Source organism: Sporosarcina sp. SG10008 (assembly GCF_044569405.1).
In the GTDB taxonomy this organism is placed as follows: domain Bacteria; phylum Bacillota; class Bacilli; order Bacillales_A; family Planococcaceae; genus Sporosarcina; species Sporosarcina psychrophila.
Genome location: NZ_CP172607.1, coordinates 3,970,001 through 3,985,670, shown reverse-complemented (window position 1 = coordinate 3,985,670; position 15,670 = coordinate 3,970,001). Strand labels below are relative to the sequence as shown.

The 15,670-nt window shown below is 44.4% G+C and carries 14 protein-coding genes and 1 pseudogene (1 of these 15 only partly in view); all 15 read left to right on the top strand.

Annotated elements, in window-relative coordinates; genetic code table 11:
- The first annotated feature begins 126 nt into the window (after window positions 1–126).
- On the top strand, window positions 127–2,544 hold the full coding sequence (locus tag ACGLYD_RS18765) for a SpoIIE family protein phosphatase (RefSeq protein ID WP_399629862.1): 2,418 nt from the start codon (window positions 127–129) through the stop codon (window positions 2,542–2,544).
- 87 nt (window positions 2,545–2,631) lie between these two features.
- The gene (gene tilS / locus ACGLYD_RS18760) at window positions 2,632–4,035 is read left to right on the top strand and encodes a tRNA lysidine(34) synthetase TilS (RefSeq protein ID WP_067213723.1); all 1,404 of its coding nucleotides are present in this window, start codon (window positions 2,632–2,634) and stop codon (window positions 4,033–4,035) included.
- Window positions 4,036–4,063: 28 nt separating this feature from the next.
- Window positions 4,064–4,606: a hypoxanthine phosphoribosyltransferase gene (hpt, locus tag ACGLYD_RS18755; protein WP_067213722.1), complete on the top strand. Its 543-nt coding sequence runs from the start codon at window positions 4,064–4,066 to the stop codon at window positions 4,604–4,606.
- A 155-nt stretch (window positions 4,607–4,761) separates the two neighbouring features.
- Window positions 4,762–6,792 carry an ATP-dependent zinc metalloprotease FtsH gene (gene ftsH, locus ACGLYD_RS18750; protein ID WP_187046248.1) on the top strand — a complete coding sequence of 677 codons (2,031 nt, stop codon included), beginning with the start codon at window positions 4,762–4,764 and terminating at the stop codon, window positions 6,790–6,792.
- 107 nt (window positions 6,793–6,899) lie between these two features.
- Window positions 6,900–7,664: a type III pantothenate kinase gene (locus tag ACGLYD_RS18745; RefSeq protein ID WP_187046247.1), complete on the top strand. Its 765-nt coding sequence runs from the start codon at window positions 6,900–6,902 to the stop codon at window positions 7,662–7,664.
- A gap of 16 nt (window positions 7,665–7,680) precedes the next feature.
- Window positions 7,681–8,568, top strand: coding sequence for an Hsp33 family molecular chaperone HslO (gene hslO, locus ACGLYD_RS18740; RefSeq protein ID WP_067213720.1), 888 nt, complete (start codon window positions 7,681–7,683; stop codon window positions 8,566–8,568).
- Window positions 8,546–9,466 (top strand): peptidyl-prolyl cis-trans isomerase, encoded by a 921-nt coding sequence (locus ACGLYD_RS18735; protein WP_187046245.1) that lies wholly within the window; start codon window positions 8,546–8,548, stop codon window positions 9,464–9,466. Before hslO ends, ACGLYD_RS18735 begins: the two co-directional genes overlap by 23 nt.
- A gap of 247 nt (window positions 9,467–9,713) precedes the next feature.
- Window positions 9,714–10,640, top strand: a complete 927-nt coding sequence (gene cysK, locus ACGLYD_RS18730; RefSeq protein ID WP_067213718.1) for a cysteine synthase A — start codon at window positions 9,714–9,716, stop codon at window positions 10,638–10,640.
- Window positions 10,641–10,830: 190 nt separating this feature from the next.
- Window positions 10,831–12,240: an anthranilate synthase component I family protein gene (locus tag ACGLYD_RS18725; RefSeq protein ID WP_399629855.1), complete on the top strand. Its 1,410-nt coding sequence runs from the start codon at window positions 10,831–10,833 to the stop codon at window positions 12,238–12,240.
- Between the two features lie 16 nt (window positions 12,241–12,256).
- Window positions 12,257–13,111 (top strand): aminodeoxychorismate lyase, encoded by an 855-nt coding sequence (gene pabC, locus ACGLYD_RS18720; protein WP_338654513.1) that lies wholly within the window; start codon window positions 12,257–12,259, stop codon window positions 13,109–13,111.
- On the top strand, window positions 13,111–13,962 hold the full coding sequence (gene folP / locus ACGLYD_RS18715) for a dihydropteroate synthase (RefSeq protein ID WP_399633313.1): 852 nt from the start codon (window positions 13,111–13,113) through the stop codon (window positions 13,960–13,962). Before pabC ends, folP begins: the two co-directional genes overlap by 1 nt.
- An 11-nt stretch (window positions 13,963–13,973) precedes the next feature.
- Window positions 13,974–14,342 carry a dihydroneopterin aldolase gene (gene folB / locus ACGLYD_RS18710; protein WP_067213714.1) on the top strand — a complete coding sequence of 123 codons (369 nt, stop codon included), beginning with the start codon at window positions 13,974–13,976 and terminating at the stop codon, window positions 14,340–14,342.
- Window positions 14,339–14,824: a 2-amino-4-hydroxy-6-hydroxymethyldihydropteridine diphosphokinase gene (gene folK / locus ACGLYD_RS18705; RefSeq protein ID WP_399629851.1), complete on the top strand. Its 486-nt coding sequence runs from the start codon at window positions 14,339–14,341 to the stop codon at window positions 14,822–14,824. The genes folB and folK overlap by 4 nt, the downstream gene beginning before the upstream one ends.
- A 7-nt stretch (window positions 14,825–14,831) precedes the next feature.
- Window positions 14,832–14,921 (top strand): annotated as a pseudogene (locus ACGLYD_RS18700) (tRNA-dihydrouridine synthase); the annotation flags it as partial.
- Between the two features lie 267 nt (window positions 14,922–15,188).
- Window positions 15,189–15,670, top strand: the 5' end (the start) of a protein-coding gene (gene lysS / locus ACGLYD_RS18695) for a lysine--tRNA ligase (protein ID WP_067213712.1). The gene runs 1,009 nt beyond the window's last position; the window shows 482 of its 1,491 coding nt (coding positions 1–482); its start codon is at window positions 15,189–15,191; the stop codon falls past the right edge of the window.

The following is a 15,670-nucleotide window of genomic DNA, read 5'->3' as shown; positions in this document are numbered from 1 at the left end:
TAGGAAAAAAGAAAAAACAGTTCGGAATGAGTCGAAACATTTTGTTTTCTTGTTGTCATGAACAGACAATTTCTTTCCATCTGCCTATGTATACTCAAGGCATAGCAGACATAGGGGGAATGAGGAATGAAACTAATTGATCATTTAGCACGTCCAGTGGGCCATCCAATTGGTATGTATGTCGAGATGATTGGAAAACGAAAAATGCATATTTTAGTTGCGACTCTATTCTTGTTTGGATCTTTTTTCTTGTCGCAAGCCGTATTATTCGATGCAGCGGTTCCTTTTTTCTTGCCGGTGTGGGCACTTGCACGGGCTCGCTTCAGAAAGCATCTCATATGGGTGTTCATTGGTGGGATGTTTGGAAGTGCATTCCTTGGTCTTGGACAGGCTGTTATCCATCTATTGATGCTCGCGTTATTTAATGCGGTAATTAAATATCCGCTCATGCGAAAATCAGTACCGCTAACAGTGGCAGGATGCATTATCATTGTTCAAGTGTTGTGGCAGTTCATAATGCATATCGGGCAACCACCAGTAAATGTTCAATTATATATTGGCTTTGAAGCAGTTCTTGCTTTGTTCATGACTTTTTTCCTCTTTGTTGCTTTTCCTGCCGCAGATCGAATCTTCTTTGGTAAATGGACACCTGAACGACTTGGAGCGGCTTGCCTTGTCGGTGCGCTGGCTACAACTGGAATGAGTGGACTTATGCTAGGTCCTGTTTCGGTTTCAGGTACACTCATTCATCTGACAATCTTGCTTGCGGCGCTTGTGGGGGGGCTTCCATTTTCAACAACAATCGCAATGATCATCGCTGCTATTGTGGGGGTAGCAGAATTGTCCTTCACTGGAATGATGGCGGTGTATGGTATGACCGGATTTTTTGCAGGCACACTCCGCCGTTTCGGGAAAATTGGCATCGTGTTAGGAGGGGCCTCTGTATCGGGATTTTTCCTTATGTATGATCTGACCTTGCCTCTTGATACTTCACACTTTATAACACTCGCAACCGCGACGATTATTTTTTTACTGATCCCTTCGAAAAAACTAGAGTCGATTAAACGCATTTTTTATCCGGAGAATACAGAGACTACTGACAAACAACAAAAATGGTTAGCAGAGCGGCTCGATGATCAACTAGCTGATTTCAAAAAGTTCTCTGAATTTATGTCGACGCTTGTTGGCGACCGATCTTCCCCCCACGATAATGCAGATGTATTACCTCAGCAGGTTATTCCAAAAACTTGCCAGTCTTGTTTCCGTTATGCCAAGTGCTGGGAAGGTGCAGATAATGATATGGGCGGGCTTCTTAGTGAGTGGGAAATGACCTATTCTATGACGAAAAAAGCTAAGCGTCATCGTGTTGAGGAAAAGATTAAATATAAATGCGTCCGATTCAATGGATTAGTTACGGAACTTGAGGAACAAGCTGCCAGTCGTTTATTGACGGGACAACTTCAGCATGGACGAAAAATGCTTGCCCTCCAGTTGCGTGATATGAGCACCCATCTGGACAAAATCATGAATGAAGTAAAAGAAGATTTGACTGTTTATAAGCCTGCCGAGGAAGATTTGGCAAAACGGCTCCAAGAGAAAGGTATTGAGTACTTCCAGATTGATGTTTTACCAGGAGAGAGGGGTGCGCGTCGCATCATCTGCTGTATTCCTGAGAAAAGATCTGATTTTGAAACGGATACGACAGTTGCGGAAAGATTTATACTGCCGATTCTTGAAGAAATGTACGATGAGCCGTTCCGGGTCGCCAAATCTGCCGTTTTACAGGACCCTTTTCCACATATACAACTAACGTTTGGTTCGGCAGTTCGTTTTACCCTTGATTATGGTATCGCGGCAACAGCAGGCGGCGAAACATTTCACGCCGGTGATGCATATGAAGTGTTCCCAATTCATGAAGGGTTGACGGCGGTTTTGTTGTCGGATGGAATGGGCCAGGATTTAAATGCATATCGTGAGAGTCGAAAGGTAATTCGTTTAATGCGAGAATGTTTGGACCGGAAAATGGATCCTGAAACAGCCATGCATACGTTGCATTATATGATGTCTTTGAATGGGCTTGATGATATGTACGCCACGCTTGATCTGGCCCTCGTAGATTTGCAAGATGGTCGCATTTGGTCTTGGAAGGCAGGATCGATGAGCACATATATTAAACGCGGTGACGACTTTTTAAGACTGGATAGCAAATCGGTCCCTGTCGGTTTTCTTCCATCCTTTTCTGTAGAGGCAAAAAAAGAAGAGTTGAAGTCAGGAGACATTATACTTATGTTAACGGACGGGATTTTTAATGGGGATATCCCGCTTGAGAAGCAAGAGAGGTCGTTGTACAGTACGCTTGAAAAATATGGAGGATTCGAATGTGACAAAATTGCAGACCGTATTATGCATGAAATGGAGCGGAAGTTTGGTGTGATTGGAGACGATCGTACTGTGTTAGTTATGAAAATCGATCATGTTCTGCCGAAGTGGTCAAGTTTCACACCCTATTCACAAACTATTTCCCGGGAAAGGGTCATCGGATGAATATGTAAGTAAGTGAGTCCCCTCCTTTAGATATTCTATGGTAAAATTCGAGTAAGAATAAATTAGAAAAGAGGAGGGAGCGGAGCAATGGATAAATTTAAACAGACGATATTCCGTTTTATCAAGGAATGGTCACTCATCGCTCCGGGGGACCGTATTTTAATCGCCTGTTCGGGTGGAGTAGATTCGGTAGCGCTTTTACATTTCATGGCTTCAAATCAAGACAGCATGGAGATTGAAGTTGCCGCAATTCACGTCGATCATAATTTGCGCGGAGAAGAGTCCGCGGCAGACGGCACATTTGTGGCAAGGCTGTGTGAAGTGTATGGGATTCCTTTTTTTGGCGGAAGTGTACCGGTTCCGGCTATTATCGAGAAAGACGGTGGCAATGTGCAAGCTGTCTGCCGAAATGGACGGTATGCATTTTTCGAGGAGATCATGACAAAGCACGGTTATGATGTTTTAGCAACGGCACATCACGCAGAAGATCAGTTGGAAACGGTCTTGATGCAAGTAACGAAAGGCAGTCAGCCATTGGGGATGTCGGTGAAGCGTGAAGTTGAAGGTGGAATTCTTATTCGACCTTTCCTTCCGGCTATGAAAGCGAACCTCTATTCATATGTTGGAGAGCATGAATTACATTTTCGAGAAGATCCAAGTAATGAAAGTGATGCCTATCTGCGTAATCGTTACCGTCACAAAATCGTTCCGTTTATTCTGGATGAAAACCCGGGAGCTGCTGAAAATGCAGTGAGAATGTCTGGTTATCTACAGGAAGATGAAGAATTGCTTGAAATGCTGGCGCAGGAACGTTTTGATGAAATTACTAAGTTCACAGAAGCGGGCCTGCCTGTCGTCGACGGAAATGCTTTTTCCCGCATGCACCAAACTTTACAAAGGCGGATAATTACACTACTATTGAGGTATCTTTACAATGGGGAAATTATGCCCGTAAAATATAATTCCGCGCTTATAAGTCAACTGTTACACCATCTATCTTCGCAAGACGGGAATGTATCCATTCACCTTCCACGCGGTTACCGATTCATTCGGGAATACGGCGTGCTGACGTTCGTTCGTGATACATCAATTGAAGAAGTGGAGTTGCAAAAAGTGTTGCCGAAAGGCGTTTGGACCCGTTGGGGAAATGATTTTCAGCTTTATTGGAATGAAGTGAGTAATCTCGATACGGAGTTATTCATGGATACTGATGACATCATGTATTTTGACTTGCCTCACTCTGCACTTCCCTTGTCTATCAGGAGAAGAGAGGATGGGGATCGAATCTTGTTGTCGGGGATGACACACCCGAAACGTTTATCCAGGTTGTTTATCGACGAAAAGGTTGGCATGACAGAACGCGACCGATTGCCGGTAATCATTACAGCGCAAGGTGAAATTTGTGCAGTTCCAGGAGTGCGGTACGGAGTGATATTTTCACGACACAAGACAGATCAAAGTAAGTACATAGTTAGTACAAGAAAGTTATAATGATCTGTATGAAAGAGGAGGAATTTCGATGTTGGGGAAAGATATCGAAGAGGTACTAATTACAGAAGAACAGATTCAAGAGAAAATCCGTGAACTTGGTGCGGTATTGACAGAAGAATACCAAGACAAGTATGTACTAGCGATTGGTGTGCTCAAAGGTGGATTACCTTTCATGAGTGACCTCATTAAGCGTATCGATGCTTATATCGAACTCGATTTCATGGATGTTTCAAGTTACGGAAATGCAACAGTGTCATCAGGGGAAGTTAAAATCGTCAAAGACTTGAACACAAGTGTTGAAGGACGCGATGTACTCATTATTGAAGATATTATCGATAGCGGGAAAACATTAAGTTACCTTGTCGAACTGATGAAATACCGAAAAGCGAATTCTATTAAAATTGTTACTCTCCTTGATAAGCCAACTGGCCGAAAAGTAGACTTAAAAGCAGATTACGTTGGTTTCGACGTACCGGATGCGTTTGTTGTAGGCTACGGCCTTGATTATATGGAGAAATACAGAAACTTACCTTATATTGGTGTACTGAAAAAGGAAATCTATTCTTTCTAAACAATTGCAGGAAAATCTTTTAAGGGTCGTGGAATTCTACTTTGATGATAAGAGGCGCTTGCGCTTTTCCGTCAAGGCATTTCCTTTGTAGGATGAATCAGACCTGTGATAAGATTTACACTAGTTTTCTGTCTAATGAAATGAGGAGGCTTGGGATGAATCGAATACTTCGATACTTTCTATTATACGGACTGATATTTCTTGCAATCATGGGGATATTTAGTTCACTAAACAATACAAACCCGAAACAGAAAGAGATTCGGTATGACGAATTTATTACTGCGTTGGAAGATGGAAAAGTAACAACAGTAAGTTTACAGCCAGTTCAACTTGTCCTTAATGTGAAGGGCACAATGAAAGGCTATAAAGAAGGCGAAGAGTTCGTCACGAATATTATGAACGATACCAAGACGCAGGAAGATATCCGTGCACTTGCTACGCAAACTCAAACGGAAATCGACATCTTGCCGACTCCTGTTGCAAGCGCGTGGGTATCCTTCTTCACGGGTCTTCTACCGTTCATCATCATCTTCATCTTGTTCTTCTTCCTGTTAAATCAGGCGCAAGGCGGAGGAGGCGGCGGTGGCCGTGTTATGAACTTCGGTAAGAGTAAGGCGAAGCTTCATACGGATGACCGTAAAAAAGTTCGTTTCACGGATGTTGCTGGTGCTGACGAAGAAAAAGCTGAACTTGTGGAAGTTGTTGACTTCCTGAAAGATTCACGTAAATTCGTTGAAGTTGGCGCGCGTATTCCGAGAGGGATCTTGTTAGTTGGACCTCCTGGTACGGGTAAAACATTGTTAGCGCGTGCGGTTGCGGGTGAAGCGGGTGTACCGTTCTTCTCAATCTCAGGTTCTGATTTCGTTGAAATGTTCGTTGGAGTTGGGGCATCACGTGTACGTGACCTTTTCGAAAACGCTAAAAAGAACGCACCATGTATTATTTTCATCGATGAAATCGATGCGGTCGGTCGTCAACGTGGCGCAGGCCTCGGCGGTGGACACGATGAACGCGAACAAACATTGAACCAACTCCTTGTTGAAATGGATGGTTTCGGTGAGAACGAAGGGGTTATCATTGTTGCGGCAACAAACCGCCCTGATATTCTTGACCCTGCACTTCTGCGCCCAGGACGTTTTGACCGTCAGATTACAGTTGGTCGTCCGGATGTAAAAGGAAGAGAAGCAGTTCTTCAAGTTCATGCGCGCAACAAGCCGCTTGACGACACTGTCAACTTGAAGGCACTTGCACAACGTACACCTGGATTCTCGGGTGCAGATCTTGAAAACTTATTGAACGAGGCAGCACTTGTTGCTGCAAGACGCGATAAAACGAAAATCGATATGTCAGACATCGACGAAGCGACGGACCGTGTTATTGCGGGACCTGCGAAGACGAGTCGCGTCATTTCGAAAAAAGAACGCGATATTGTGGCGTTCCATGAAGCGGGTCACGTAGTTGTAGGGCTAATGCTCGATGACGCTGAAATCGTTCATAAAGTAACAATCGTCCCTCGCGGACAGGCGGGCGGTTATGCCGTCATGCTTCCGAAAGAGGATCGTTACTTCATGACGAAACCTGAACTTCTCGATAAAATCGCAGGACTTCTCGGTGGTCGTGTTGCAGAGGAAATCGTTCTTGGCGAAGTTTCAACTGGAGCTCACAATGACTTCCAGCGTGCAACTGGTCTCGCTCGTTCGATGGTAACTGAATACGGAATGAGTGATAAACTTGGACCAATGCAGTTCGGTCAGGCTCAAGGGCAAGTATTCCTTGGACGCGACTTCAACTCTGAACAGAACTATTCTGAAGCGATTGCGTATGAAATCGACCAAGAAATGCAACGTATCATTAAAGAACAATATGCGCGTACGAAAGAAATTCTTTCGAGTAAACGCGAGTTGCTTGATCTGATTGCAACGACACTTCTTGAAGTGGAAACACTCGATGCAGAGCAAATTAATCATCTGAAAGATCACGGCACATTGCCTGATCGCCCATATGGCCGTTATGGCTTGGACAATAAAGATGAAGCAGTTAAGAGTGTGGATATTTCGAAAGAAGGAGATGACACAGTCATTTCTGATGCAACTGGAGCGCCTACGGACCCAGCTATCGGTGATTTACCGAAAGAGTATAAAGTGGACGAAGCTCTTAAATCAATTAACGAAGAACGCAAAGACTGAACACCTAATAAGAGCTGACTGTTTCTTTTGAAGCAGTCAGCTTTTTTCTATACCCGGATATGTGGTATGATGTGTTGGAAAATGACGAAGTTAGCGAGGAAACCATTATGCTATTAGTGCTAGATACAGGAAATACGAATATTGTCCTTGGTGTCTATGAACAAGGACAGCTTAAACATCATTGGCGCATGGAAACTTATAGACATAAGACAGAAGATGAATATGCGATGCAAGTGAAATCTTTATTTTTACACGTTGGACTCTCTTTTGACGATGTAACCGGCATTATCATTTCATCAGTAGTCCCGCCAGTCATGTTTCCTCTGGAGCAGATGTGCAGGAAGTATTTCAACCAAAAACCGCTTATTGTTGGCCCTGGTCTCAAAACTGGATTGAATATCAAGTATGAAAACCCACGCGAAGTTGGTGCAGATCGGATTGTCAATGCCGTTGCGGCTGTTCATGAATATGGAAGTCCGCTGATCATCGTTGATTTTGGAACAGCAACAACCTATTGTTATGTGAATGAAAAAGGCGAATACATGGGTGGAGCAATTGCACCAGGTATCGGAATTTCCATGGAGGCTTTGTTCGACAGGGCATCTAAATTGCCAAGAATCGAACTGGCAAAACCGGATCAAGTTGTAGGGAAAAGTACGGTAGCTGCTATGCAGGCTGGGATTGTTTACGGTTATGTTGGGCAAGTTGATGGTATTGTTGCCCGCATGAAAGCACAAAGTAAGGAAGAACCGACCGTCATCGCTACGGGAGGGCTTGCTGGTTTGATCGCAAGTGAAACGACTGTGATTGATGTCGTTGACAACTTCTTGACGCTAAAAGGGCTTCATCTAATTTATGAACGAAACATGTAAAAGGAGCAGATAAGAAATGAATGATTATTTAGTAAGAGCGCTTGCGTTCGACGGGACAATCCGGGCATACGCAGCTCGCTCGACCGAAACAGTATCAGAAGTGCAACGTCGTCATTTGATGTGGCCAACTGCAACGGCAGCATTAGGACGTTCAATGACAGCGGCAGTCATGATGGGTGCGATGTCAAAGGGTGATGATAAACTGACAATAAAGGTTGATGGCAATGGACCAATTGGTTCGATGGTCATTGATGCAAACGCGCATGGCGAGGTTCGGGGTTATGCATCTAATCCGCAAACGCATTTTGATTTAAATGAACAGGGTAAACTTGACGTAAGGCGTGCAGTTGGAACGGACGGTATGTTGTCGGTCGTCAAAGATCTAGGGCTTCGTGATTTCTTTACGGGGCAAGTTCCGATTGTATCGGGTGAGATCGCTGAAGATTTTACGGAGTACTTTGTCGTTTCGGAGCAGGTACCTTCAGCAGTGGGTCTTGGTGTGCTGGTTAACCCGGACAACACAGTGAAAGCTGCCGGTGGCTTCATTGTCCAAGTTATGCCTGGCGCAACGGAAGAAACAATTGTGGCATTGGAAGAGCGTATTGCCAACGTTGAACCAATTTCAACGTTGATTGCCCGCGGCCTCACTCCTGAGGAGATTCTTGGTGAAGTTCTGGGTGCGGCGAACGTGGAAATTCTTGACCGGATGGATGTTTCATTCGCATGTAATTGCTCGAGGGAACGTTTTGGAAATGCGATCATCGGTCTTGGGGAGCGCGAAATTCGAGACATGATTGAAGAGGACGGACAAGCGGAAGCACATTGTCACTTCTGTATGGAAACATACGTGTATCCGAAAGAAGTTTTGGAAGGTTTTATCGATGAAATACAATCGGAAGCCTGAAGGGACAACAAGTTTACAGAAACGAAAACTGAAGACGAAACCGCTCATTCTGTTAATTGGAATCCTTTTAGCCTTCAATATCTTCTGGCTCGTTGGGTGGCTTATACCGGACAAACCTAAGCAGACAGATGAAGAAGTTGCTTCGGTAGCTGGTAAGCCTATTACGAGAGAACAATGGATGTCGGCAATGGAAAAGGAAGTTGGACGTGAAACTCTTCTTGACCTTGTGAATGAAAAAGTGATGGCGGTAGCTGCAGAACAATACGGGATTGATGTATCGGAAAAGGAAGTTGATCTTGAAATTGCGCTTATTCGTTCCGTGGACGGTCGCTCTCATTCTGGTCAAGATGAGGAAGGAATGCGGAAGAAAATCCGTTCTAACCTCATCCTTGAAAAGGTATTAACGAAAGATATCGTTGTTAAAGATAATGCGGTAAAGAAGCAGTATGATGAAAATACTGCACTTTACAATATTTTAACTGCTTACAGAACCGCTATTATTGTTGTTCCAACGAAAGCTGATGCAGAGCAGACAATTGAAGAGCTTTCAAAAGGTTCAAGCTTTGACGTTCTCGCAAAAGAGCGATCGACGGATTTGGCTTCGGCTAGTCTGGGTGGAGATATAGGCTATATCAACGATTCGACTGATTCAATAGACAAGGCAATCGTAGAGACTGTAGCCGATGCGAATGAAGGAATGACGAGTGGAGTTATTGCTTTGAGTGATGGTACATATGCGGTTACTCATGTAAGTGAAGTGGTGAAAGGGCAGTCGTTTAAATTTAAAGAAGTAAAAGATCATATCAAGCGTGAAATTGCACTTGAGCAACTTCCGCAAACTGTTAGTCCGGAAGCGTTTTGGAAAGAATTCGACGCAAAATGGTTTTACGGTAAATAATGGAAAGCTGTTTGGAAACCGATATAAATTGGTAATTCCGGACAGCTTTTCTTAAAAGGGAAGAAAGTGTAATTTTTTCTACATAAATCAGTGTCTAGACTCCGGTTTGCCTTCTTTAGATTCAGTCTGAAAGCATTGGGCAAAGAATACATATAGTGGGCATTCAATTGTTGACAATGTTCACATAATGGTAGTAATATTAATATTATAAGACATATCAAAATAGTAGGAATTGGAGAGGGTATAAATGACGCTAGTTGGAAACTCTATTGCGGATCTTGTTGGGAAAACACCCCTTGTTAAAATGAACAGAATGACAGGCGCAGATGATGCGGATGTTTATTTGAAACTAGAATATATGAATCCGGGATCTAGTGTAAAAGATCGTATTGCGCTTGCGATGATCGAAGCGGCTGAAAAGTCCGGAGATTTAAAAGAGGGCAGTACAATTATTGAACCAACAAGTGGCAACACGGGAATAGGCCTTGCGATGATTGCTGCGGCAAAAGGGTATAAGTCTGTTTTGGTTATGCCGGATACGATGAGTACAGAGCGGCGCAATCTACTTCGTGCTTATGGCGCGGATCTTGTGTTAACGCCGGGTGCTGAAGGAATGAAAGGCGCTATCGGAAAAGCGGAAGAACTTTCAAAGGAAAATGGTTGGTTCATGCCGCAACAGTTCAACAATGAAGCAAATCCCGAAATTCACCGTTTAACGACAGGCCCTGAAATCGCAGATGCACTAGACCGTGTAGATGCGTTCGTTTCTGGAATTGGAACGGGTGGCACGATTACGGGTGTGGGTAGCGTCTTAAAAGAACGTTTTCCTGAAGTAAGTATCATTGCTGTTGAACCGACGGACTCGCCTGTACTATCAGGTGGAAAGCCGGGTCCACATAAAATTCAAGGAATCGGTGCTGGATTCATTCCAAAAGTGCTCGATACTGATATCTATGATGAAATCGTCCAAGTAACGAACGACGAAGCGTATGACACAGCAAGACGTGCAGCACGCGAAGAAGGTATTCTTGGTGGTGTTTCATCCGGAGCGGCAATCTTTGCAGCTCTACAAGTGGCGAAGAAGCTTGGTAAAGGGAAGAAAGTCGTTGCGATTCTTCCGTCCAACGGTGAGCGCTATTTGAGTACTCCGCTATATCAATTTGACGAAGAGTAATAGTGTGGGAGGGGGAAGGGCTGAGATGCTCTTTCTTTTTTGTTGTTTAAATTTGTTTGTTATGATCGGTCTGTGGTGGGATATGGTCGCCCCTCAAATGAAAAGATATAATCTGCTTTTCTTTTTATAGCGTAAAACGGCTTTCACGCGGTAAGATGAAGATACTAATTGTTATCGGGAGGAAACTGGGATGAACAAACAAAAGATCGCTTATATGACATCAGCCATGACGAAAGAACAGCTCTTCTATGCTTATAAAGAGTTGGCACACAAGCATGAAAGTCATATCCTTCTTGAAAGTGGACGCGGCGGTGCGCTATGCATGGCTGGAATTGACCCGCTCGTTACGTTACGGACATTGGACGGCGACAAATTACAACTTGTCTGGCGTGATGGTACGGAGGAAGTAAGAGAAGGAAATCCGCTGGAATTGCTAAATGATTTTGTTCAATCCCATGAAATGGAATCTATTCCTGAACTGCCAGACTTCCAAGGCGGTGCGGCAGGATTCATCAGTTACGATTATGTCCGTACTTATGAAAATATCCCAGTCGATACGATAGATGATCTCGATACACCTGATTTGTTCTTTTATATATTTGACCGCTGGGTAGTGCTTGACGTTAAGACTGAAATGGCTTATTTCATGACACTTCCGAATTGTGGATTGGAACCAGCAGAGTTGGAAGCTGAATGGATGACTGCGGTTTCGGAAGGACTAAGCAAGCAAGTCTTCACGCCGAGTAAAGCGGCGGAAGTAGTAGTAGGTGAAGATGATCTTGCTGTATCTGTAACTGGAGCGCAGTTTGAACAAATGGTCCGAGACGTGCAGACTTATATTGCTAGTGGAGATGTTACTCAAGTTAATCTTTCAGTGAGACAATCAAAACCGTTGTCAGCACATCCGCTAGATATGTATGAAGCACTTCGTTCATTCAATCCGTCACCTTATATGGCCTCAATGGGTTCGCCGGAATTTGCTGTCGTATCTGGTTCACCGGAACTGTTATTGAAAAAGCGTGGGGATGAAATAAGTACACGACCAATCGGTGGAACACGGCCGAGAGGGAAAGATGAAAACGAAGATGCTGCGCTTCAAGCGGAATTATTGTCGAATGAAAAAGAGACTGGCGAACATATTATGCTCGTAGATCTGGAACGGGAAGACTTTGAGCGGGTTTGTGCACCGGAAACGGTGGAAACGGATGAATTCATGGTTGTGGAGAAATATTCTCACGTTATGCACCTTGTATCGAACGTTCGTGGAACTGCGGCAGAAGGTATTTCGAATGCAGAAATCGTTAAAGGCGTGTTCCCGGGGGGGTCAATTACCGGCTCACCAAAACTCCGGACGATGGAAATCATTGAAGAACTTGAGCCGACGCGCAGAGGGCTATATACAGGATCTATTGGTTGGTTCGGCTTTAACGGTGATTTCGAACTGAATATCGTTATCCGAACGGCATATATCAAGGATGGTATTGCGCATATTCAGGCTGGCGCAGGTCTTGTCGCTGATTCAGTACCAGAAGCGGAGTATATAGAATCGTTGAATAAGGCAAAAGCGCTTTGGCAAGCAAAGGCGATGGCGGAAAAGTGAGATTGGGGGATTCGGTATGTGGTGTTGGATGAATGGTGAATTCCTGCGTGCGGAGGAGTTAAAAATCTCCCCGTTCGATCATGGATTTCTATATGGTGCTGGATTTTTTGAAACCTTCAGGACATACGGCGGCAATGTGCTCTTGTATGATGAACATATGGATAGGTTGCATACGGCACTTACAGAGTACCGCATTACGATGCCTTATGATGAAACCGAAATTCTTGCGGCTGTGCGTAAATTAGATCAGTTAAATGGCGGACAGGATGGCTATTTTCGGTTGAACGTCTCTGCGGGTGTTCATGATATCGGTCTTGCACCCTCTTCATACGCATCACCGAACGTAATCTTATTCAGAAAAGAATTGGCTCCGACTGTTCGTGGTACGGAAAAGAAGGCGGTCTGGCTAGATACTCTGCGTGATAAACCGGAGAGCACTGTGCGCCACAAATCGCATAACTTTCTTAATAACGTACGGGGGCGGCTAGAGCTTCCTTCATTGAAAGAGTTGGAAGGCCTTTTCGTAACAGAGGAAGGTTTTGTAGCGGAGGGTATTACGTCAAATGTTTTTTGGGTGAAGGACGGTGCGTTATTTACTCCAGCTATCGAAACAGGGATTCTGCCGGGGACGACACGTGCGTTTATTATTAAATGCGCTAAAGTTGAGGGAATTCCTGTGAATGAAGGATTTTATGGTAAGGAACATGTAGAAGACGCGGACGAGTTATTCGTCACGAATGCCGTGCAGGAAATTGTGCCGCTATCTATGATTGAGGAAATCTCACTACCGGGGGCGACGGGCATTTATTATAAAAAACTACATGCATTTTATATGCAGGCAATAGATGATATGGAAGAAGGTTGCTGTTGATGGAATTGGCTCGTGCACGTGATAAATATCGGTTTGGTAAGACGGAAATGGATTTCAAAAAAGAAACGGTAATTATGGGTATTTTGAATGTGACACCGGATTCGTTTTCGGATGGTGGAAAATACGGTCGTATCGATGCGGCGCTTAAGCGTGCGGAAGAGATGCTTCGCGACGGGGCAAAAATTATCGATGTGGGTGGGGAATCAACGCGCCCTGGGCATATCCCGATTTCATTGGAAGAAGAGCTAGAACGAACGGTTCCGGTTATCAAGGCTTTGACGAGAGAGCTTGGATGTACGGTGTCGATTGATACATATAAGGCGGGTGTCGCGGAAGAAGCGATTCTTGCGGGAGCGCAGATAATAAATGATATATGGGGAGCGAAGCGTGAACCTTACATCGCGGACGTTGCAGCAAAACACGGTGTGCCGATTATATTGATGCATAATCGTGAGCAGGCAGAGTACGAGGGCAACTTTATGGATGAAGTTATCGCTGACTTGGAAGAAAGTGTCGGTATTGCGATTGCGGCTGGTGTAGCACACGATAATATCTGGCTCGATCCGGGCATCGGCTTCGCGCGAAATGCAATTCAAAACATATGGACGATGCAAGGACTAGATCGAATTTCTGAAATGGGCTACCCGGTTCTTCTTGGAACTTCGCGGAAGTCGCTAATCGGCAACGTACTTGGATTGCCGGTCGAGGAACGGTTGGAAGGTACAGGTGCAACGGTATGTTATGGAATCGAACACGGCTGCCATATTATGCGGGTTCATGACGTGAAGGAAATCGCGCGAATGGCGAAAATGATGGATGTACTGACGGGGAAAACAGATTTTGAACAATAGGAGGGTGCGCTATGGATTATATTCATTTAAATGAATTAGAGTTTTATGGTTATCATGGGGCGTTGCCTGAAGAAACGAAGCTTGGCCAACGTTTCCGTGTGACGGTCTCTCTTGCTACGAATCTTTCTGAGGCTGGAAAAACGGATAATCTGGATAAAACAGTGAATTATGCGGAAGTATACAGTGTGTGTCAATCGATTGTTGAAGGCGAACCCGTAAAATTGATTGAAACGGTTGCTGAAAAAATTGCAACTGCTGTATTAGCCGAATTTGTGGATAAAGTGACTGGTGTTCGTGTCGTGCTTGTGAAACCAGATCCGCCGATTCCGGGTCATTATGCATCGGTGTCCGTTGATATCACAAGGGGGCACTTCCAGTGAACGTAGCTTACCTCTCGATTGGTTCGAACATCGGTGATAGGTTACTTCATCTGACAGAGGCGGTGCGGGCACTTCATTCACACGAAGGTCTAACAGTTACTTCGGTATCGTCGATTTACGAAACAGCGCCCGTCGGCTTTACAGATCAAGCGGATTTTCTCAATATGGTGGTATGCGTGGAAACGGACTTGGCGGCGCAGGAACTTCTGGGCGTTTGTCAAAAAATTGAACACGGGCTTGGCCGGATTCGTGATATAAGATGGGGTCCGCGGACTGCAGACCTTGATATTTTGCTGTATAATAACGACAGTATTGAAACAGAGAGCTTGGTTGTACCGCACCCAAGAATGCATGAGCGGGCCTTCGTTCTTATTCCACTTCTTGAAATTGCTCCTTTAATGGGCAATCCAATGGTAGACACGGGTGTCATACTTTGGAGGAAGGTTAATGGGGTCAATAATTTATTGCAAGAGGGCGAATGAAAATGCTAAAGCAAACAGGGATATCATCCGTCAAATGAAAGAAGCGGTGTCGATTCCTATAATCGGGAACGGCAATGTAGAAACACCTCAAGATGCGAATTGAATGATTAATCCAATGGAAACAGCTGCTGACTTAATTAACCTAATGAACGGCTTTGCCGATGTAATGATGGAACGCGAACAAGTGGCGGTTAGTGTAAGTGCTGTTTGAGTCGGATAATCCAGGCCGCCACGTATTGTGGGGGCTCTTTTTTGTAAATGAATCATACAATGCGAATAAGTAAAGCGTGTCCGGGCGGCACAAATTGTGTACAATAGATGCATGCTATCTAATGCAGCGGATAATGATGAAGGAGTGAAAGAAATGTCACACTTAGATGAAATGAACGACCAGCTTTTGGTGAGACGCCAGAAGATGGAAGATATACGGGAAAGTGGATTAGATCCATTTGGCTCAAGATTTGAACGTACACACCTATCGAATGAAATCCGGGAGCGGTTTGAAGAGATTTCGAAAGAAGATCTTGATGAAACGCCTCACGAAGTAACAATTGCAGGTCGTATCATGACGAAGCGTGGAAAAGGGAAAGCTGGATTTGCAAATCTGCAAGATCTTGGCGGTCAGGTTCAAATTTACGTAAGACAAGATGCAATCGGTGAAGATGCTTATAAACTCTACAATAGTACAGACCTAGGAGATATTATCGGAATTACAGGGACAATCTTCAAAACGAAAGTTGGAGAACTTTCTATTAAAGCGACTGAATTCACATTCCTTACAAAAGCGCTACGTCCGTTACCTGAGAAGTTCCATGGTCTAAAGGATATTGAACAACGTTACCGTCA